Here is an 18,530-nt window from a genome sequence, read left to right on the forward strand (position 1 = left end):
TCGTGTAGGTGGAGCGTAAGCTGAGCGGGTATTCGAAGGCCCTTCGGGCTATCCAGAGCACTGTGTTGTGCTCCACGTGCAGGGCTGACGCTGCATATGGCGGAGGCGATGGCGCCTGAGCCAGAGGATGCGGAGGGGGTGGCGAGAACGACCATCCGGCTTTACCAGGGTGCGACTCCCCTCACCCTCATTGAGGAGAAACTGGAAGGTGATGCCAGTGTGATGATGCGGGACCCGCGCAAGCGGACATGGCTGCTAGAGACGCTGCGCGATGTGGAGCGCAGGACGGGCATGAAGCTCTTCCGCACGGCTGAGGATGCGCAGATCACGGATGGGGATATCAAGGAGGCGTGGTCGCACCTGGGGCAATACTACTTTGTAGGCAGGGCGAAGCATGGTGATGCAGCGACGCTGGCACGCTGGAAAGAGAAGGGGTTCCGGGAGATGTTTGCGGACATCATGGGCTCGAAGGCTGGGCCGACGATGCAGGCGTATGAGACGTTCTTCCGCAGTGTGTGGCGGCGCGGTGCGGAGTTGGAGGAGATGCGGCGTGCGGGGACGCTGGATGGGGACTTGGAGGGAGCGCTGAGGAGGTCTCTGGGGATGGGTGATGAGTTGAGCAGTGCACCTTCCCCCAGCTCAAATTCGATGGCCGGTGAAGGAAACGTCGATGCAGAGGGCAGAACACTCGGAGAAAATAACGGTGAGACGTCCTTTGCCGAGCTACCGAAGCAACGGCAGGATAAGCCGGGGTCGTGGGAGGAGGTGAAGCGAGGGCACACGTGGAACTCGGCGAAGAAGTTCCTACCCAAGCTCAAGGATAACAGAAAGTCATTTGCACTGAAACGAGGTACCTGGGAGGTCTTGGTACAAAGGTTGGCAAAGTGGCTCGGACAAATGCAGAAAGTCTCCGATCCATGGGGTGCCAAGGTCCTCCTGGCAAATCCACAGTCGAAAGGAAGGTTTGCAGATCCGATGGAAAATCGAGCGGCGCACCTGATTGGGGAGAATGATGCTGCCAAGACTGAAAACAGAACGCTTGATCCCGAGAAGTTGGACTGGATTGGATCCGTGATGCAGACCATTGCGGACGCGCAAGTGCGTGTGACCAATGGCAAGGAGACCTTTTACTTCCGCAGCTACGCAGAAGGTGTCCACATGGTCATTGTGGAAGATGGGGCGGTGAAGGACCAGTATGGGGTGGTAACGCAATACGCCCCCGAACTCAGCAAAACTGAATTCGAGGGCGCATTGGTCGAACATGTTCGACGTAACCCCGGCCTTGCCCCTCAAGGGGGTCCCGGTGCTGCCGGGATTCCGACGCAGCCCCAGTCTCAAACGGCACAGACACCTCAACCAGGAGCGCAACAAGATACTACTACAAGTGAAGCGGGAAGTCAATCGATGTCATTGCTCCCAGATGTGCCCAATCCATCTATGGAGCAGCATCTCAACGCGACCTCTACCGGCCTCACTTCGTCAGAAGAACTGCACAATCGGATAGGAAAGCTGAGGTCGGTCAGAAGAGACCGAATTTTGGGAGAGATGGATGCCGCCCCCTTTCGAGGCACTGGCAACTACGGGGGAATTCTTCTGACGGAAGGCATGTTGAAGGCAATCGAAACGAGAATTGCAGAGCTCACGCCCCACGGAGAAGCGAAGTGGACCCTGGTGCGAAATTCAGACACCTATCTAAAGGACTTCACAGCTCGAGCGGGTTTCAACCCGACAACCTGCCAGATGCACCTGCGTTCTGACGCGACCTACTTTGACTACTTTCATGAGTTGTGCCATGCTACGATGCGAGCCCAATTGGGCTCCGTGGAGGAGTACTACAAAATACGGGAATATGACCGTGAAATGTATGTGTTCGATCAGATTGCAAAAAACGAGCATCGCTTTACCGAGGAGGAAATTGATCGCGCCATTGAAGATGCTCTACACTACTACAACAAATGCGGTCCAAGAACCCATCAATATAAAATAGGGAAATGATCGATCCTATCAAAGCACTTCAGCTTGCGCTGACGAAATCAGAGATTGATGCCTCTGACGCAACCGAAATTGTCATCTACAAGGACAAAGTAAAAAATCTTTGGGAATGCTCCATTTCGACGAAGGAGTCCAAGCAGATGGAACCCGGGCACATCCGCGTGCAAGTGGATGAACATGGTGCGCGAATTGTTGAGATGCGCTAGTTACACCTTCAAAGGAACTCTGCGAGAGTTCTACTGCCCACAGCTCATCGGTGCAATCACAACGGACAAGTTGAATGTGGTTCCACTTTTTTTGGACACGGACAATACAATATCGAATCAGACAATGGACAATCCCATTCACATACTCGAGCTCGCACTAACGGAATCAGGCGTGAAAGCTGCTGACGCGATTCACATCTCCCTCTTGAAAAACGAGGACAAAAACTTTTGGGACTGCGCGATCACCACCGAAGAAACACAAAAGATGGAACCTGGGTTCATCCGTGTGCAGGTGGATGGAGACGGGCACGTGCTGTTGAAATGACCTAACCGGCAATGTTCAGCGCCTCTTTAGTCGCGTCGAACGTCAGCCCGTGCAGGTGGAGCGTGAGCTGAATGGGTATTCGAAGGCCCTGCGGGCTACCCAAGGAATGATGCTCTGATACACCTGCTGGCCTGACGCTGCACATGGCGCAGGCGATGGCGCCGGAGGCGCCTGACGCGGAGGTGGCGGGACAGATATTGGGCATATCCAGAACGGCATTCAAGGAGGGGGTGGCGAGAACGACCATCCGGCTTTACCAGGGTGCCACGCCCCTCACCCTCATCGAGGAGAAGCTGGAGGGTGATGCCAGTGTGATGATGCGGGATCCGCGCAAGCGGACGTGGCTGCTGGACACATTGCGTGATGTGGAGCGCAGGACGGGCATGAAGCTCTTCCGCACGGCTGAGGATGCGCAGATCACGGATGGGGATATCAAGGAGGCGTGGTCGCACCTGGGGCAATACTACTTTGTAGGCAGGGCGAAGCATGGTGATGCGGCGACGCTGGCACGCTGGAAAGAGAAGGGGTTCCGGGAGATGTTTGCGGACATCATGGGCTCGAAGGCTGGGCCGACGATGCAGGCGTATGAGACGTTCTTCCGCAGTGTGTGGCGGCGTGGTGCGGAGTTGGAGGAGATGCGGCGTGCGGGGACGCTGGATGCTGATTTGGAGGGGGCGTTGAGGAGGTCGCTGGGGATGGGTGATGGGGAGATGACCGCTCTCAATTCATCCGACATGCGCCCAGATGCCCACGAAGCAATCGCTCTCAAGCCTGGAGAAAAGTTGTGGGAGGAAGATGGCGTCTCCTTTGCGGTAGCGCCTGTGCCTTTTGCAGACAACGTGGACGCGGCGGTCAAAGGACGGCTTCCGGCCAATGCGATTTTGGATATGGGACGCCCAGGTGAGGTACTGCGGAAGGCTGGGGTGCCGGACCTGCCGATGTGGATCCGCTTGAGCAAGGTTCGCAAAAAGCGCGGCAAACACTCGGAACTCACAGAGGAAGTGATGAAGAAGTTCCCCGAGGCGATGGACTATCCGATGCTTGTCTATGTGAGTCCTTGGGACCGCAAGGCGCACTCCATCGTGACAAGCCTTGCGACATCACAAGGTCCACTGACGGCGTATTTCACGGTGCACGGGCGTGAGGGACAGCAGGTGCTGGAGGCCAAGACGTTATTTGGAAAGGAACCAGGCGAACTGCTGGCGGAGATCCGTGAAGCCGAAAGGCTAGGTCGTGTCTGAAAACCTGTATTCAAGACCTTAGCCAGTCAATGACTGCGGCGAAGTGAATAAGAGAGAGGAAGTTCTGGGCGAGTTTGTCGCGTCTGGTGGCTGTACAGCCCCAGCGTTTCAAGCGGCAGAAGAAGTTCTCCACCCGGTATCGAGTGCGGTACAGCTTCTTGGGGATGCGCAGTTGATGTTTGCGGTTCTTCTTGGTGGGAAAGCACGGTTGATGACCAAGGGCTCGCAGCGTGTCGCGAAGTTTGTCATCATCAAACCCCTTGTCCCCACGATGTGCAGATTACATCCCTCTCTGATCAGATTGACCACATGACGCCCTTCGTAAGCCTGTCCTTCAATGAGTGCTGTGTTGACCAATCGACCTCGGACATCGGTAAGGGCCATGAGCTTGGTGTTGCGTCCTCCGCGCGTCTTTCCCATGGCTTGGGCGGCAGCCCCACCGGCAGGGTTGGCGGCGCATTGATGCACCAGGATGTGTGTTCCATCCACCAAGCGCACCCGACCACGAACTCGGCGCGCAAAGACCTCCATGATTTTGGACCAAAGACCTTCCTTGGCCCAACGGCTGTGCCAGCCGTGGATGGTGGAGTACGGCCCGAAACGCTCTGGCAGGTCACGCCAAGGCCCTGCATTGCGCAGGCGGTAGAACAGCGCGTCCAATAACAGACCCAAGTCGGTGCGAGGCCGTCCGCCTTGATTCACCTGGGCACCACCATTTTTGTGAGCCGCTTCTTCAGCGGCTCCCACCAGAGAAATCGAACTTTCATGACAGTTTCACGCTGTCATGAAATAGCCTCGCAGTACAACTATTTAAGACCTGTTCGAGGTTTTCAGACACGACCTAGGCTTTCAAAAGAAGCCCCTGCCCAGTCGGGAGCGTGAGTATTTCAGCCTTCACACTTTTCGCAAACTGATCCAAAGCTGTTTTTTGCACATGAGCCTCCCTCCAACCATAGTCATCCAGCAATACAACACCTCCTACCACGAGCTTTGGCCAAAAGAACTCTATGGCTGCGACCTCAGCGGTAGAGTTATTCAGATCTATAGAGAGGTATGACACATCTCCTATATTCTCAAAAGAGAGGCTCTCGGGAATCATTCCGCGGACAAGCTTTGCCCCGGTAAAGGCAGCAAAGTTGCCTTTTACCATGTCATAGCACTCTTCGTAGATTGTGTTACCCGTGCTATGCTCAAGCTGCTCCTCCGGAATTCCACAGTAAGTATCAAACAAAAAGAACTGTTTCCCTGACCGGTTGAAGTCGACATACTGGCAGATTGCCAAGGAAAGCACCCCGGTGTTGACGCCACACTCCACAAAATCACCTTTGAGGCGAAGAGCATGAGTGGCAGCCCAAACCGCTACATGCACTCTCCATTCAATATGAATGTCACGATTGAGTTCGCCCCCGATCTTCTGACCTGACTTTATACCTCTCTGGTAAGCCTGCTGAAATCTTGGTTCTTTCAAAAACTCAAGATTCTTTGCCCACACACACAAGGCGTCAGCATTGTAGTCGAGCTCTTTGGGCACATTAAGAGCCCAGTACTCTTGGAGTTGCCGTTTTTGTTCGGCAATCTTTAGCTTTTGAACGTCCCGCACCTGCTTGAGAACGGCAATTTCCTTCTTAAGCTGAGCAATACGTTCCTTTTCGAGGTTGGGTTTTTTTCCAAAAATGGCCATTGTCGCATGTAGCACAAACACCAACAAAGTCACAAAGATTACTACTGCGCCAGTTCCCACACTTCCCACCCGGAATTCTCACCGAGAGAGCGATACTTGCCTGTGAGCATGCGCCTGAAGCGGTCGCAAACTTTTTGCCAATATCTCTCGGCCTTGTGCGCATCGGCGACCAAGCGATCGTTGGCCGAGTCAAAGACGATCCATCTCGGCTGCCTCTTCAGAACGTTCTTAACGATAGGGGCAAAGTCCTCCTCATTCCATTGGTTAAATGGGTTAACCACCCAGACACGGGGAGAGCCTGCCATCAGACGAGTAGTGTAGGGAAGCTTTGTGACCACGTGCACTCCCTCCTTCTCATGAACCTGTAGGAATGCTGTGCGTTCACGGAGTAGGGTGGCAGCGGTTGACGACACTGCCACGCCGGAGACGAAATGCCGAGCTGAGCCATCCGGCAATTTGCTCTCTACCGAGGACGATCGCATGAGCGGAGAAGTGGGGCTGACGACAAAGTAGGCAGTATGGGCCACGACTGCGAGAGGCCCCAAAATGCCTATGAAAACACAGGCAGTCACGGTTCGCAGAGTGAACCTACCGCTGAAGCGTGACAAAGGATTGTCAAACCGAAGTGAATCCACAGAAGCAGCGAACAGTCCCCGCGGGAGCAAGAACGGGAGGAAGTAGAGCTGCGCCCACAGATTCACAGGAAACGCCCTGTTCACGTAGTAGGCGAGCCACAATAAACTCATGACAGATATGGCGAAGACGACACGCTCACGGTGGGAGAGGCCTCGTCTAACAGCACGGGGGTACATGCTAGCACATCGATAGGCCCCAAGGATCGCCATCATCACGAATGTGGGATCATAATACAGCGGCGAACCCGAAAACCCGCTGCCTGAGATTCGCAAAAGCGTATCAAACAGGCGATCCAAATTCGCGGGCATCTCTCCGAAAGTCAGGCGATGCAAAAGAAGGTAAATAGCCCACAATACCGCGCTCCCCAGGGTAAAGGTAGTCAGAACCCGGACAATGGCCCCCATCCTGAGCTTGGAACCTCTTTGAGTCAGCAGGAACACCATGCTCCCTGCCGCTACAAGGATCGCAATCTCAGGTGAGTGAAGGAGAAGGAATCCAGTCAATACACCGAGTGCCGAGGATGCGACGTTTATGCTAGCTCCCCGGCACGTGAGAAACAAAAGCACTGCGAGGGGCAAGCCAATAAATCGCCATCCTGACAAGTTTGGAAGTAAGATAGCGCCATTACTTGTCGCCATATAGGGACCGATCAGGGCCGCTCCTGTAAATACCAAGATGCTGGACCGTGACGACCAGAGATGGAACGACAACAAAGCAAGCAACAAGAACGCGACCTGGAGCACTTGTACGAGTCGAATGTGGCCTGCAAAATCCATCCGCCCAAACAACAACTCCAGCATGCCAATGAAGCCTGGGCCGGCCAAGCCGTAGAGGGGGAGAATGTCCGAGTACGCGACCATCCCATCTCGAAGTTGCTCAGCGCCTCCTACCACTGCGTCGAAGTGCCAGTCCACGATCTTGAACAGCAAATCGGATTCCAGCGATGGCAGCGCCAAAAATCCCGGGATGATCATTGTCGCAAGATAGACGACGAGCAATACCCACAGCAGTTTAGTGAAGGGGCCGGCTCCAATCTTGCGCCGAAGAAGATTGAGCATAATAAAGAGCACACCCGACAGGCCGACCGCACGCAAAGTCTCTGTGCCACCTGCTCCGAATGTCGAAACCTGAGCGGTGAACAGGGCGGGAAAGATTGCCGTAGCCGACAAAGCAAATAAAATCCAACCCCAGGGGAACTTTACGCCCGAATCCGACACAGACGTGGGAGCTGACTGAGTTCGCCGCACCAGCCCCCAAACGACAAGCCCTGTGGAAACGAGAGCCAGCGTCAGGAGGAAAACCTTGTAAGCCGTTGACTGGGGAATCGCGTCAAAGAAAGGGACGTGCCATAGCGCGGCCATTTGCCTCGTGTACAGACCCGGATCGACTGCCTCCCGGGGAAACATAGAATAATAGCCGTAGAAGAACAGCAAGGCTCCTGCTGCGGCAGCCAGAACACTGGCGACGGCGTATTGGGTTTCTCGTCGAGCTATGGGTGTTTTGTTCTGCACGGTGAATTCTTCCGTAGGCGAGACTCGATCGCTTCGCAAGCATCAACCATCTTGGCGGCTGCGCTCCGCGGAATGTTGAAGTAGAATTAAGCGCAAGCGGCGAAGCAAGCTAAGCTTGAGGCGGGAACTTGTTCTATTGCGGCTTGCGCAAAAGACAGACAGATTCTCGGTGCTATCCGACTTGGCCAAACACTCGAATCAGACCCACCCTCTCCTGGATCCCTTCAGGGTCCGAGTGTCTTTTACGTCTACGCAGGGTGTCGGTCGCCAAGGCTCCTAACTCTGGGCTGGGCTCCTACAGTCCTTCAGACTACAACTTCGAGTCAGGTTCAAACGACAGACCAAAACATGTCAGTCTATTTTGCAAGCCTCAACAAGCACACAAACTCACCAAGGACGCGGGTGACGATGACGCTGTAGTGTGGGCGATGATGTGACAGGTGGGCCCACCTCCCCACCACGAACGGGTCAAGTGTCGCTTACAGACTCCATACCTTCATCCAAAACAGTTGTTGACGGGTACCAGAAAACTCATTACAATATACTACTGTACCGACCACTCGCAAAACGTCTCAAATCCAGGACGCTGAGAGTAATCTGGTTCCGAGCCGTCTGGCAGCGTCTTTTGAAAATGCAGAGGCGACTCCTTAGGTGAGCGGGTTTGCGGTCTAGCGGGCGGGAAGCGCGGTGTCTGAGGGTGTGGAGGCCGTGGGGGCGGGACCTTAGTTTCGGAATATCACCCTAATACAGAAATCATGAGAACGTTCATCTTACTCATCAGTCTGGCGCCGGTTATGGCGCTTTGCAGTTGCTCCTCGGTCCCGCAGGCGGCTGACCCTTTTGATACAGCGATGGCTGCGGCTCTCGGTGTGATGGCAGGTGGTGTGGTGGGGTCGAATGCCAACACAGGAGGTGTGCGATGAATTGGTCCTGCCATCCGAACCGCTGGGGATTTGGGATCGCTGTGTGTCTATGCCTTTCGTCCTGCGTCATCATGCATGAGCGGGATGGCGAGGGAAAGTCATCAACGTATGCGAGCCTTGGCGGGAAGGGAGCCTACCGGAAGGGATACGGGGTGATACACCAGCATGAAAAATCCTTCCGTGATGGGGCGGTGCTGGCGGGGACGCTGGCCACGAGCTACTTTGGCACGGTGACGGCGCAGGCCACGGAGGCGACGAGTCAGGTGGCGCTGAAGGAGTCGACCAGAAAACATGTTTCTGACAATGCGCTGAAGGGGAAGGCCATTGGGGCAAACGCGGCGGCGCACGGGCAGGCGATTGCCGCGGAGGTACCTGGTGTGGTGCCCGCGACTGCACCGCCTCCGGTGGTGATGCCGTGAGCGCCAGAGATTTCAGATTTGAAATTCGAGATTTGAGATCGGGGAATATGAGGCTGGGCCTAAAAATTGAGATTGGGAGCGGGAGGAGTGTATGAGGATACTTTTGATAGCGGTGCTGCAGGATTGGCATGAGCACGGGAAGGCGATGCTGGCCTCTGGTGTGGCGACGGTGGCGATGCTGGGGGACATTGCGAGCGATGCGAAGAGCTGGGAGGATGTGAGCCTGAAGGTGCTGCTGCTGATTGCGGTGGTGTTTCTGGTGCGGCTGCTCCTGAGGCAGCAGGCGGAGCACAAGGCGGAAAGTGCGGCACGGGAGCAGCGGATGCTGGAGACGCTGAATCGCACAGCGGAGGGGATGGAGGCACTGACGGCGCTCATCCAGGAGCAGACAGACTACTTCAAGAGTGTGGTGAAGAGCGTGGTCAGTGAGCGGCTGCAAACGCCGCGTGCCGAGCCGCCCACCTCTGTGACGAAGCAGTCCTGAGGTGAGTCAGGCGAAGGAGGAACACGATGATGGCCCTGATTGAGCAACCTGATATCCGGCCTTTTCTGACCCGGCGTGGCTGGGAGTACCGGCTGAACTCGCCCTACTTTTATGAATGGGAGAAGAGTGGGGTGCGGCGGCGACTGAAGATTGCAGCAGGATTTGCCTACGACGGTGCGAGTGTGCCGCGGCCTCTGTGGACGCTGACAGGCATCGAGCGCGATGGACTACAACGTGCCGCGGCGCTAGTGCATGATGTGATGTACCGCCATGCAGGCAGGCTGCCGGATGGCGTGCAGGAAATCTGGAGTGATGGCCACCTCGAGTGGGAGCCGATGCATGAGGTACGGTGGACACGGGCGGAGGCAGATGCGCTCTTTTGCCGCATGTTGCGCGAAGCGGGTGTGGGCGCGTTGCAACGTCGCATGATGTACCGCGGGGTGAGAGCGTTGGGATGGATGTTCTGGAAGAAATCAGGGGTGAGATCGTGATGGGCTTGGGTTTTATCTGCATTCGATGGGGCCTTGCACCATGGATATGAGAAGGTGTGAGGAGGTTGGTTCTGGAGGTGCCAGGTGTGGTTGGCTGCATTGGGTTCAACACAGAGACGCGGAGACGCAGAGGAACTTCGGAGACTGATGCTGAAGAACTGAAAGCGGTAGCAGGGCTGCGCGCAGTCCAGGGCCTTCGGCACCTCTCCCCTATCATCCTGACGCTCATCGCACAGGGGTCTGTGGCGATAGTGGCAGTTCTCGTGAGGCACAGGCATCAGGGCGAAGTGTCGCTTATCTATTTTTTGTACACACTCATATGAAGACCTCTGAACGACTCTATCATCATGCGCGAAAGGACCTCGGCATGGCTGAGGCGCCGGGCGGCGTATCGCATCCGCGAATCAAGCTGGCGATTGAAACGGCGGCACGCTGGCTGGATGGCGATGACTCGAAGACGGCGTGGTGCGGCTGCCTGATGGGGCTGTGGTGTCTGGAGCTGGGACTCGGTGTGCCGAAGGCGTACTACCGCGCCATCTCATGGCTGGACTGGGGCCATGAGGTGGACACGGCCGATGCGGAGCTGGGTGACCTGGTGGTGCTGAAGCGGGCCGGAGGCAACCATGTGGCGCTGCTGGATCACATCCGGGAGCAGCGCTGGCATCTGCTGGGTGGCAATCAATCCAACACGACTTCCATTGCCCCCTATGCGGAGGATTTGGTCTTGGGCGTGCGGCGTGCGGCGTAGGCATTGAGGGCACGGCGGAGCCATTCGGTCCAGTTCAGACCGGAGGCCTCCTGGGCATCGCTCCAGGTGCGCCACTCTTCGCTGCTGCCGCGGATCTGGCGTGTGACGGCGACAGAGACGTTCGAGGCTGGCTCGGGACGCGTGGCGCGGGCACGGCGGCGTTTGGCCTCGAGGACTTCATCCGTCTTGGTCTCGTGATAGTGCGCGAGAACCTTGGCACGCTTGTCGGCGCGATGCTTGGCATCCTTCTGGTAACGCTCGCGCATGCGGCGTGCCTTGTCTTCTCGGCGTTTCACGGGGTCAGCGTAGGGCATGTGTGAAATCGTATGCAAAACGATCTGCGAGACAAGTGCAGATTGGGTGAATTGGGCGAGAATGTTTTTTCTGGTGCCGGTGGCGTGAGTGCCGTGCGGTGCTGACGTTGAAGGTGGAGGAGCGGGAGTGATGGAGTGGATGTGAACGGCAGGCAGGTGCCAGTCGTGACTGCGGCTTTGGGAAGCCCTGAGGGCCTTTGAATACCTGCGTCCGGGATGGTGGGGTGCCGGGGCTGACGGGAGGCCTGCGCTCCGGGGGTGCTCTTGAACTAACTCGCGGAGGACGTCAGGTTAAGGTCTTGTCATCTCGAATTGTCTCACGGACTGCTCCGTTGAGTTTGGCTCGCGGAATGCGTCTCACGGTGTTCCACATGGTGTGAGGCGATATTGATTGCGTCGAGAATCAGCGCTTAAGGGGGGCAAGTACTGAGCCCGGAGCGCATTGAAGTTTTGCGTTTTGACAGAGGTACTGCGCTCAAAACTTTGGTTGGCGTGGAGACCGTCAGACCGGTGGCCCAATCTCCAGGAAACTCCGTCCCCACGAGCTCCCGACCAAAGCGGTGCTCCGCACGCACCTGCACCAAGCGTGAGTGCGATGATGGCGATGCATCTTCGTTGGATAGTGTGTGTCCAGAATGGTTTGGCGACTTCGTCGCGGCATGGCGTGCAGCAGGCTGCACTGAGGGAAAGCGGCAGCAGGCTGCGCGCAGCCCAGGGACGCTGCGCGTCACAGCGCTTGGATCTGTCATGTATGCTCCTTCTTTTTGATGATGTCATTCGGTTCTGCGAGGATGGATGGATCGGAGGAGGTGCGACACAGTTCGGGAACGAGGCGTTCCCACTCCGTGGGTCTGCGCGATGTCTTTCCCAATTGATACCTCCTGGGGAGAGTTGATCCTGGATCATCGTGGCGGTGAGCGCTCTCGATTGACTCGATGTCTTATCCATGTTGCGTTCGCTGGTGCCATCGTGGCATACTGACGGGCATGAGTGAATCCGAGTCGCGCAACAGCCACGCCTACCAGTTGAGTTTCATCCTGGCCATACTGCCGGTGCTCTATCTCCTCGCCTGCGGGCCGCTGCTTGCATGGACGAAGGACAAGTCCCTGTCGAAGGGCTGGCCGGACTGGGTGTACTGGGTGTGCACGCCTGTTGCCTGGCTGCGATCAAACACACCGCTGGAAGAGCCTCTGGGGAAATACTATGACTGGTGGACAAAGAAGTAGGGTGCCAGCGACGTGGCACATGGTGGACAAACCCGCGGGAACCTCCACTTTGACTTTCCCTCTGACATGAAAGACTCCGCAGCCTCCCCTCCCCGACTTGCCGTGGTGTCGCTCTGTCTGTGCATCACAGCCCCATGTTTTTCGCAGAATCTGCGGCCCGGCGTTCCCGAGATACGCATTGAAGCGCCGGTGAAGGAACGCATGACGATGACCCCGGTGGATTCCCGCGCCCTGATGCGCGAAGGCTGGGAGCTCCCGATGTATCTCCTGAAGTGCGAGACCCCTGAAAGCGTGCCGTCCAAGATTCTGAAACAAACGCTCGACTGGGACAAACGGTACTTCGAGCACCTCGGCCTGACAGTTCAATCCAGTGGTGAGTCTCAGGCAACGAAGGCGCATGCGCAGTTCGACGCGGTGAGGACTCCGTACACCATGGGTACGTTGAGGGTGGAGACCCTGCAGACGGTGTGGGTATGGGCGCTCTGGGTTCCCTTCAGCGAAGAGTTCAAGTCCACTGAAGCACCGAAGAATGTGAGCCGCCTGATGCCCGCGCTGCATGGTAACATGACCTGGCTTGACCGGGTGGATGGGAAGACCATCTACTTCAGCGAGTCAGCATCCGGAGATGCGGAGGTGAGAGTGGTGCACACCATGGTGACTGGGACGGGTGTGCTCCTGTGGGGACTGAAGGGCAACTGGAAAAGCGCAGGAACGCCCATCTCATCGCAGCCGAAATTCAACGAGGGATGGTTCAGATCTGCTGAGGGCTCTTTCAAGTGAAGCAGCGCTGCACACTGAGCGAGGAGTGGTCTTCTCAGCTCGGCCGTTTTTCCTTCGGCGGCGCGCAGTCGCAGTCCAGGCAGCCGTGCGTGGCGCAGGTGCGGCAGAAGGCTTCGAGTTGCGTGCGCAATTTTTTCCGGGCGCGATGCAGACGCACATTCACCGTATTCACGCGCAGGCCGTGCTGTGCGGCGAGGTCAGTCGGCGAAGCGCCCTCCATATCTACCTGACGCAGGAGTGAAGCATCTTCGGGCGAGAGGGCATCGATGAGTGGCTTCACACACTGGCAGATATCGCGCTTTTCCTCCGCATCAGGTGCAGCATTCACCTCCTGCGTGTAAGTCTCAAGAGCACGCGCCGAGGCTTCGCGACGCCGGTGGGCATCGATGATGGCATGGCGAAGGATACGGTAGAACCACGGCACGACGCCTTCATCCTCCGTGGGCTGCTTCTCCGCGCGCAGGGCCTTGAGCAGGGAGTCCTGCACCACGTCCGCGGCGAGCCCCGGGTCGCCGAGGCGCTTGCGCACGAAGGCCTCGAACGCTTCACGCTGATTTAGGAGCAGATTACTGTTCATGTTTATTGGACTCACCTCCACGCCGGGCTAAGATCAAATACGATTTCCAAATCGGTAACAAAACGGCCCCTCGTGCGTGTGCGGTAATGACGGGCGGCCCCTCCACAGTGCCAGGCCCAGTCGTATCCCATCTACAGACATGCATCCCCCGGCTGAGAAATCCCAAGAACCGCAATCTCCAGAAAACGCTACAAGCACCGAGAAGTCGCCTGCAGATCCCGGCACGCACTCATGCTGTAGCGGCGGGAAGGCTGCGGGCGAGGTGCACACTGTCACTGCATCCGCCGCAGCCGCACCGGCGGAGGAGCACGGGCACACAACCAGGAAAAAGGCGAGCGGCCACCGGCAGCACGAGACCTCATCACCTTCCACTGCCAAGTCGAAGGGCAAAAGCCATCACAGCCACAAGGAGCACGGCGAGCATGACTGCTGCTCCAGTGCTGCGAAGCCCCCCGAGCTCTCTCCCGCCCCTGCGCCCGCCACGCCGGCAGCCATTGCGGCAGCGGCGAAAGCAGAAAACACGCAGGTGAAGTCCTGCTGCGGCGGCGGGCATGGCCACGGCCACCATCATCACGGCGACCACGCGGTGAAGCCCTCTGCGCAGGCGAAGTATTTCTGCCCGATGTGTCCCGGTGTGGAGTCGGACAAGCCCGGTGACTGCCCGAAATGCGGCATGGCACTGGAGAAAAATCCTGCCTGGAAGCCGGAGACCAAGATCATCTACACCTGCCCGATGCATCCGGAGGTGGAGCAGGACCACCCCGGCGAGTGCCCGAAGTGTGGCATGGCGCTGGAGCCGAAGACAGTCACCGCCAGCGCGGATGGACCGGAAGAAAACACAGAGCTGCAGGATATGACCCGCCGCCTGCGGGTCACGGCGGCACTTACGCTGCCGGTCTTCCTCGTGGCCATGGCGCATCTCATTCCCTCCCTGCAGCATACGTGGGTGGATGGGCCGGTGTCGCGCTGGATGCAGTTCCTCCTGGCCACACCGGTGGTGCTATGGGGCGCGGCGCCGTTTTTCCGCCGGGGCTGGCGCTCCCTCATCACGTGGAATCCAAACATGTGGACGCTCATCAGCCTGGGTGTGGGCGCGGCGTATGTCTTCAGCGTGGTGGCCATGCTCGCGCCGCAGGTCTTCCCCGAGGCGCTGGTCTCGCACGCGGGCAGCATCCCGATTTATTTCGAAGCGGCGGCCGTCATCGTGGTGCTGGTCATCGTGGGCCAGGTGCTGGAGTTGCGCGCACGTGAGCGCACCGGCAGCGCCATCCGCGCGCTGTTGGATCTCGCGCCACCACACGCGTGGCGCGTCACTTCCAAAGGAGATGAAAAGGTACCGCTCGATCAGGTGAAAGTGGGCGACAAGCTGCGCGTGCGCCCCGGTGAAAAGGTGCCGGTGGATGGTGTGGTGCTCGAAGGCCACTCCGCGGTGGATGAATCCATGATCACCGGTGAACCCATGCCGGTGGACAAGCAGAAGGAGGACAAGCTCACGGGCGGCACGCTGAATGGGAGCACGGGCAGCCTGATCATGAAGGCAGAGCACGTGGGCGCAGACACCATGCTGGCGCACATTGTGCAGCTGGTGGCAGAGGCGCAGCGCAGCCGCGCACCCATCCAGGGTCTGGCGGACAAGGTGGCGTCCATCTTCGTGCCGGTGGTGGTACTCGTGGCAATGATCACGTTTGCCCTGTGGGCCTGGCTCGGGCCACAACCGGGCGGGTGGATCTTTGGCCTCACGAATGCCGTGGCAGTGCTCATCATCGCATGCCCGTGTGCGCTGGGTCTGGCCACGCCCATGTCCATCATGGTGGGCGTGGGTCGCGGTGCACGCGCTGGGGTGCTGGTGCGGAATGCCGCCGCGCTGGAGAAGCTGGAGAAGGCCAGCGCCGTGGTCGTGGACAAGACGGGCACGCTCACGGAGGGACATCCTTCATTGCAAGCGGTACATCCCGCAGAGGGATTCACGGAGGATGAAGTGCTGCGCATCGCGGAGTCGCTGGAGATTCACAGTGAGCATCCCCTGGCCATGGCCGTGGTGGCTGCTGCGAAGGCACGCAAGCTCAAGAGCGCACGTACGACGAAGTTCACCGCGACAACCGGCGGCGGCGTCTCCGGCAAGGTGGAGGGCAAGAAGGTGCTCGTGGGCAAGGCGGAGTGGCTGCTGGAGAATGGCGTACGTGGTGTATCAGCTTTTGATGAACAGGCCACGCAGCTGCAGAGCGGCGGTGCCACGGTCATCTATGTGGCCATCGATGGCACCACTGCCGGCATGCTCGTCATCAGCGATGCCATCAAGAAGACCACACCCGAGGCTGTCGCGGAGTTGAAGCATCTCGGGTTGAATGTCGTGATGCTCACGGGTGACAGCCAGCAGACGGCAGAGGCCGTGGGCCGCTTCCTGGAACTGCACGCGTATCACGGTGGTGTCTCTCCTGCGGAGAAAAGCCAGCACGTGCAAAAACTGCGCGACAGTGGCGCGGTGGTGGCCATGGCTGGTGATGGTGTGAATGACGCACCTGCACTTGCCACCGCGGACGTGGGCATTGCCATGGGCACCGGCACAGATGTGGCCATCCAGAGCTCCGATGTGACCCTGGTGAAAGGCGATCTGCTGGGCATCACGCGCAGCATCCATCTCGGCCGTGCCGTGATGAAGAACATCCGGCAGAATCTCTTCTTCGCCTTCGCGTACAATGCGCTCGGCATCCCGATCGCGGCGGGTGTATTATATCCTGTGTTCGGCTGGTTGCTGAGTCCCATGATTGCCGGCGCAGCGATGAGCCTGAGTTCCGTGTCCGTGATTGGGAATGCACTGCGCCTCTCCAAGGCGCAGCTGGATGGCAGGGTGGATTGAGGAAGGAGACGCGAGCGGTGCAACGGTGACGGTGGGAAACGCCTGTGGTGATGGTGCATCACTTCAGGGCTCCATGGGCTCATGCTCAGGCACCACTACACTCCTCCAAGGCGGTTCAAACAAAGTCGTGGCCCTGGATCAAGGGTGACTTTCCGCACCGCGACCAGCGGTCGCAGCCACAGTAGCACCAAGACTTACTGTCGTGGCGGATGGTTCAGGCCGTAACTGTGGCTGCGACCGCTGGTCGCGGTTGGGGTGGCGCGCCCCAATACGAAAATGGCTACACTGTAACTTAAACCGCTCTAGTCTAGAGCCTCGCATGCCAATGGCATTCAAAATGCCAGGGGTGTTTTTACCCAAATCCTCCCAGTCATCGTTCGCTCTCTCGACTTCAACGGGGCATCCATCGCTGCGAGCCCTCGGCACAAGCATAGGCAAAAACCGTATTCATGGCAGGGCCGGGGTTTTTCGAGAAAACATCGGAGCAACGCATAACCTCACGCTGCTTCTCCCGAATTGCACATTGAGGCCGCTCGGTGTCGGCCCGGCCAGCCAGGTGCGCCCCCCACCTCGTGAGCACTTCCACATTCCACCGGTTTTCACCCTCACTGCCATGCCCATCATCGATAGAGAAGAGCCCGATGTGCTCCAGATCATGGTCTACCCGGAGATGCTCCGTGCCTACGAAGCTCACCTGGCCAAGGAGTACTCCTCGGAAAACATGGCCTTCATTCGCGCCGTGAATGATTTCCGGAACAAGGCCAACGACCCCAGTGTGACCGATGCAGCCCTGAAGGACCAGGCGGCCAGCATCTATGATCACTACATGAAGAAGAGCGCGACCCGCGAGGTCAACCTGGCGGCACCCAATCTCAGCCAGTTCGAGGGGAGGATGGAGAACCTCGCAACGCTCAACCGTCAGGATACGGTGAACATGTTTGATGAGTGCCACCACGAGATCAACAGCCTGATCGCGAGGGATTCCTTCAGACGCTTTGTGGCGACCAAGGAATTCGGCGAAGCCGCAGATCTCGTGGATGACAACTTCGACGTTGAGCTGCGGATTCCTGAGTTGAGGGAGCAAGCGGAGCACGCTCGCCTGAACCCCACGGTGGGTGACCGCATGAAGTCCTCTGTGGGCGGCAAGACAAAGGCGCAGGAGCTCACCGAGCAGGCCGACCTTCTCCAGCAGCAGCTCGATGACAGCCGCACCGTCGCGCCTCTGGACATGCCACCGACCAATACGCAAGCGGTCATCGCCAGCACCACTGTCCTGGCCGCGCAGCATCGGCAGGAGGAAGCACGCAAAGAACAGGAGCGACTCAAAATCCGCGAGGAAGCGGAGCGCATCCCGCCACCGCCGCCGGATGAACTCGACAACGATATCCCGCCCCCTCCTCCGGATGAGCTCGAAGTGGGCAACGAATTCGACATTCCTCCGCCGCCTCAGGAACTTGAGGTGGACGTAGATGTGGATGGCCTGGAAGAACCTGGTGTGTCACAGGCACAGGTGGGTGGAGATGACGATTGGCCAGAGCTGGAGGAGCAGGAAGTCATGCAGCGGGGGCAGGCGGGACCCGGACCCGGACCCGAGCCTGAAATGGAAATTGAGGAACTGAGCATGGAGGAGCTGGCCGGGATCGACCTCGCTGGTGGGCGTGACCGGGGCCAGCGGGTGGATAGCATCGACCTCGGCCAATCTCGCGGCCGGGGCCAGGGAATGGACGGAGGCGAGCAGGGGCAGACCCGTGCACGCAGGCGTGACGTGGAAGACGTGACTCCTCCGCAACCCTCCGTGCGTGATTCCCTGGGCCACCGCGACAGCCAACCCAAGCAAGGACAAGGCGGGCCAAAGGTGAAGTGAGTACCAAGTAGAGCAGCGAACGCCCAGCAAACGGGTGCTGGGCGTAATGGGTGATAGCCGACAGCCAGGGAGAGTCGAGTATTGGTCGGTGACAAAACAGTTCCTGCTTCAGCCGAATTGAATAGGCTGCAACATATCAACCCGATCCTGATTCGGCTGAAGCCCAATGCCATGAAGGAAAATGCGGGGTATTTTACCATGGTATGAGCTTAAACTCGAAGTGACCATTGCGGGAGGAGCGCTCATGGATACGTG

General features: G+C 58.2%; 18 protein-coding genes and 1 pseudogene. 12 read left to right on the forward strand and 7 right to left on the reverse strand.

Translation table 11 applies throughout. The annotated features are described in order from the left end of the window. Window positions 1-291 precede the first annotated feature (291 nt). From DES53_RS28665 to DES53_RS28675, 3 genes are all read left to right on the forward strand, one after another. A complete protein-coding gene (locus DES53_RS28665) occupies window positions 292-1,995 on the forward strand; it encodes a zincin-like metallopeptidase toxin domain-containing protein (RefSeq protein ID WP_170157494.1) in 1,704 nt (567 codons plus the stop codon). Continuing rightward, on the forward strand, window positions 1,992-2,198 hold the full coding sequence (locus tag DES53_RS28670; RefSeq protein ID WP_113961787.1) for a hypothetical protein: 207 nt from the start codon (window positions 1,992-1,994) through the stop codon (window positions 2,196-2,198). Before DES53_RS28665 ends, DES53_RS28670 begins: the two co-directional genes overlap by 4 nt. 124 nt (window positions 2,199-2,322) lie before the next feature. Then, window positions 2,323-2,523 carry a hypothetical protein gene (locus tag DES53_RS28675; protein ID WP_113961788.1) on the forward strand — a complete coding sequence of 67 codons (201 nt, stop codon included), beginning with the start codon at window positions 2,323-2,325 and terminating at the stop codon, window positions 2,521-2,523. A gap of 1 nt (window position 2,524) precedes the next feature. Here DES53_RS28675 and DES53_RS33630 read toward each other — a convergent pair whose 3' ends face one another. Then, entirely contained in the window at window positions 2,525-2,746 is a 222-nt protein-coding gene (locus DES53_RS33630) for a hypothetical protein (RefSeq protein ID WP_211325722.1), read from the reverse strand. A gap of 7 nt (window positions 2,747-2,753) precedes the next feature. Here DES53_RS33630 and DES53_RS28680 point away from each other — a divergent pair, with 7 nt between their 5' ends. After that, on the forward strand, window positions 2,754-3,764 hold the full coding sequence (locus tag DES53_RS28680; RefSeq protein WP_113961789.1) for a hypothetical protein: 1,011 nt from the start codon (window positions 2,754-2,756) through the stop codon (window positions 3,762-3,764). A gap of 10 nt (window positions 3,765-3,774) precedes the next feature. Here the strand turns inward: DES53_RS28680 and DES53_RS34120 are convergent, their stop codons facing one another. The 4 genes and pseudogenes from DES53_RS34120 to DES53_RS28700 form a co-directional block, all read right to left on the reverse strand. Further along, the gene (locus DES53_RS34120; RefSeq protein ID WP_113961790.1) at window positions 3,775-3,993 is read right to left on the reverse strand and encodes a transposase; all 219 of its coding nucleotides are present in this window, start codon (window positions 3,991-3,993) and stop codon (window positions 3,775-3,777) included. A gap of 71 nt (window positions 3,994-4,064) precedes the next feature. Continuing rightward, window positions 4,065-4,511, reverse strand: a pseudogene (locus DES53_RS28690) (IS5 family transposase); the annotation flags it as partial. 94 nt (window positions 4,512-4,605) lie between these two features. Next, window positions 4,606-5,505 (reverse strand): class I SAM-dependent methyltransferase, encoded by a 900-nt coding sequence (locus DES53_RS28695; RefSeq protein ID WP_147263691.1) that lies wholly within the window; start codon window positions 5,503-5,505, stop codon window positions 4,606-4,608. Further along, complete coding sequence (locus tag DES53_RS28700) at window positions 5,487-7,592, reverse strand: hypothetical protein (RefSeq protein ID WP_147263692.1); 2,106 nt, start codon at window positions 7,590-7,592, stop codon at window positions 5,487-5,489. Before DES53_RS28700 ends, DES53_RS28695 begins: the two co-directional genes overlap by 19 nt. Window positions 7,593-8,586: 994 nt before the next feature. Here DES53_RS28700 and DES53_RS28705 point away from each other — a divergent pair. The 4 genes from DES53_RS28705 to DES53_RS28725 all read left to right on the forward strand — a co-directional run bounded on the left by DES53_RS28705 (window position 8,587) and on the right by DES53_RS28725 (window position 10,657). After that, window positions 8,587-8,934, forward strand: coding sequence for a hypothetical protein (locus tag DES53_RS28705; RefSeq protein WP_113961794.1), 348 nt, complete (start codon window positions 8,587-8,589; stop codon window positions 8,932-8,934). 91 nt (window positions 8,935-9,025) lie between these two features. Continuing rightward, a complete protein-coding gene (locus DES53_RS28710; protein ID WP_147263694.1) occupies window positions 9,026-9,418 on the forward strand; it encodes a hypothetical protein in 393 nt (130 codons plus the stop codon). 26 nt (window positions 9,419-9,444) lie between these two features. Further along, window positions 9,445-9,909, forward strand: coding sequence for a DUF1353 domain-containing protein (locus tag DES53_RS28715; RefSeq protein WP_245958285.1), 465 nt, complete (start codon window positions 9,445-9,447; stop codon window positions 9,907-9,909). 319 nt (window positions 9,910-10,228) lie between these two features. After that, window positions 10,229-10,657, forward strand: coding sequence for a C40 family peptidase (locus tag DES53_RS28725; RefSeq protein ID WP_113961797.1), 429 nt, complete (start codon window positions 10,229-10,231; stop codon window positions 10,655-10,657). On the opposite strand, the gene DES53_RS28730 is transcribed toward DES53_RS28725, so the two are convergent. Next, complete coding sequence (locus DES53_RS28730) at window positions 10,615-10,953, reverse strand: hypothetical protein (RefSeq protein WP_211325723.1); 339 nt, start codon at window positions 10,951-10,953, stop codon at window positions 10,615-10,617. The two genes, DES53_RS28725 and DES53_RS28730, sit on opposite strands and share 43 nt — an antisense overlap. Window positions 10,954-11,957: 1,004 nt before the next feature. On the opposite strand from DES53_RS28730, the gene DES53_RS28735 reads away from it, so the two are divergent. Further along, window positions 11,958-12,197 (forward strand): hypothetical protein, encoded by a 240-nt coding sequence (locus DES53_RS28735; protein WP_113961799.1) that lies wholly within the window; start codon window positions 11,958-11,960, stop codon window positions 12,195-12,197. 66 nt (window positions 12,198-12,263) lie between these two features. Beyond that, complete coding sequence (locus tag DES53_RS28740; protein WP_113961800.1) at window positions 12,264-12,977, forward strand: hypothetical protein; 714 nt, start codon at window positions 12,264-12,266, stop codon at window positions 12,975-12,977. Between the two features lie 34 nt (window positions 12,978-13,011). Here the strand turns inward: DES53_RS28740 and DES53_RS28745 are convergent, their stop codons facing one another. After that, a complete protein-coding gene (locus tag DES53_RS28745) occupies window positions 13,012-13,554 on the reverse strand; it encodes an RNA polymerase sigma factor (protein ID WP_113961801.1) in 543 nt (180 codons plus the stop codon). Between the two features lie 139 nt (window positions 13,555-13,693). On the opposite strand from DES53_RS28745, the gene DES53_RS28750 reads away from it, so the two are divergent. After that, window positions 13,694-16,411 (forward strand): copper-transporting P-type ATPase, encoded by a 2,718-nt coding sequence (locus DES53_RS28750; RefSeq protein WP_113961802.1) that lies wholly within the window; start codon window positions 13,694-13,696, stop codon window positions 16,409-16,411. A gap of 613 nt (window positions 16,412-17,024) precedes the next feature. Further along, on the forward strand, window positions 17,025-18,275 hold the full coding sequence (locus DES53_RS28755) for a regulator of G-protein signaling domain-containing protein (protein WP_170157496.1): 1,251 nt from the start codon (window positions 17,025-17,027) through the stop codon (window positions 18,273-18,275). The last annotated feature ends 255 nt before the right edge of the window (window positions 18,276-18,530 follow it).

It is taken from the genome of Roseimicrobium gellanilyticum, assembly GCF_003315205.1.
In the GTDB taxonomy this organism is placed as follows: Bacteria; Verrucomicrobiota; Verrucomicrobiia; order Verrucomicrobiales; family Verrucomicrobiaceae; genus Roseimicrobium; species Roseimicrobium gellanilyticum.

Excerpts from the sequence above, each read along its gene's own strand:
- DES53_RS28735 (WP_113961799.1), top strand. The coding sequence starts at position 11,958 with ATGAGTGAATCCGAGTCGCGCAACAGCCACGCCTACCAGTTGAGTTTC.
- DES53_RS28665 (WP_170157494.1), top strand. The coding sequence starts at position 292 with ATGAAGCTCTTCCGCACGGCTGAGGATGCGCAGATCACGGATGGGGAT.
- DES53_RS28740 (WP_113961800.1), top strand. The coding sequence starts at position 12,264 with ATGAAAGACTCCGCAGCCTCCCCTCCCCGACTTGCCGTGGTGTCGCTC.
- DES53_RS28745 (WP_113961801.1), bottom strand. The coding sequence starts at position 13,554 with ATGAACAGTAATCTGCTCCTAAATCAGCGTGAAGCGTTCGAGGCCTTC.
- DES53_RS28750 (WP_113961802.1), top strand. The coding sequence starts at position 13,694 with ATGCATCCCCCGGCTGAGAAATCCCAAGAACCGCAATCTCCAGAAAAC.
- DES53_RS28725 (WP_113961797.1), top strand. The coding sequence starts at position 10,229 with ATGAAGACCTCTGAACGACTCTATCATCATGCGCGAAAGGACCTCGGC.
- DES53_RS28755 (WP_170157496.1), top strand. The coding sequence starts at position 17,025 with ATGCCCATCATCGATAGAGAAGAGCCCGATGTGCTCCAGATCATGGTC.
- DES53_RS28675 (WP_113961788.1), top strand. The coding sequence starts at position 2,323 with ATGGACAATCCCATTCACATACTCGAGCTCGCACTAACGGAATCAGGC.
- DES53_RS28670 (WP_113961787.1), top strand. The coding sequence starts at position 1,992 with ATGATCGATCCTATCAAAGCACTTCAGCTTGCGCTGACGAAATCAGAG.
- DES53_RS28705 (WP_113961794.1), top strand. The coding sequence starts at position 8,587 with ATGCATGAGCGGGATGGCGAGGGAAAGTCATCAACGTATGCGAGCCTT.
- DES53_RS28715 (WP_245958285.1), top strand. The coding sequence starts at position 9,445 with ATGATGGCCCTGATTGAGCAACCTGATATCCGGCCTTTTCTGACCCGG.
- DES53_RS28710 (WP_147263694.1), top strand. The coding sequence starts at position 9,026 with ATGAGGATACTTTTGATAGCGGTGCTGCAGGATTGGCATGAGCACGGG.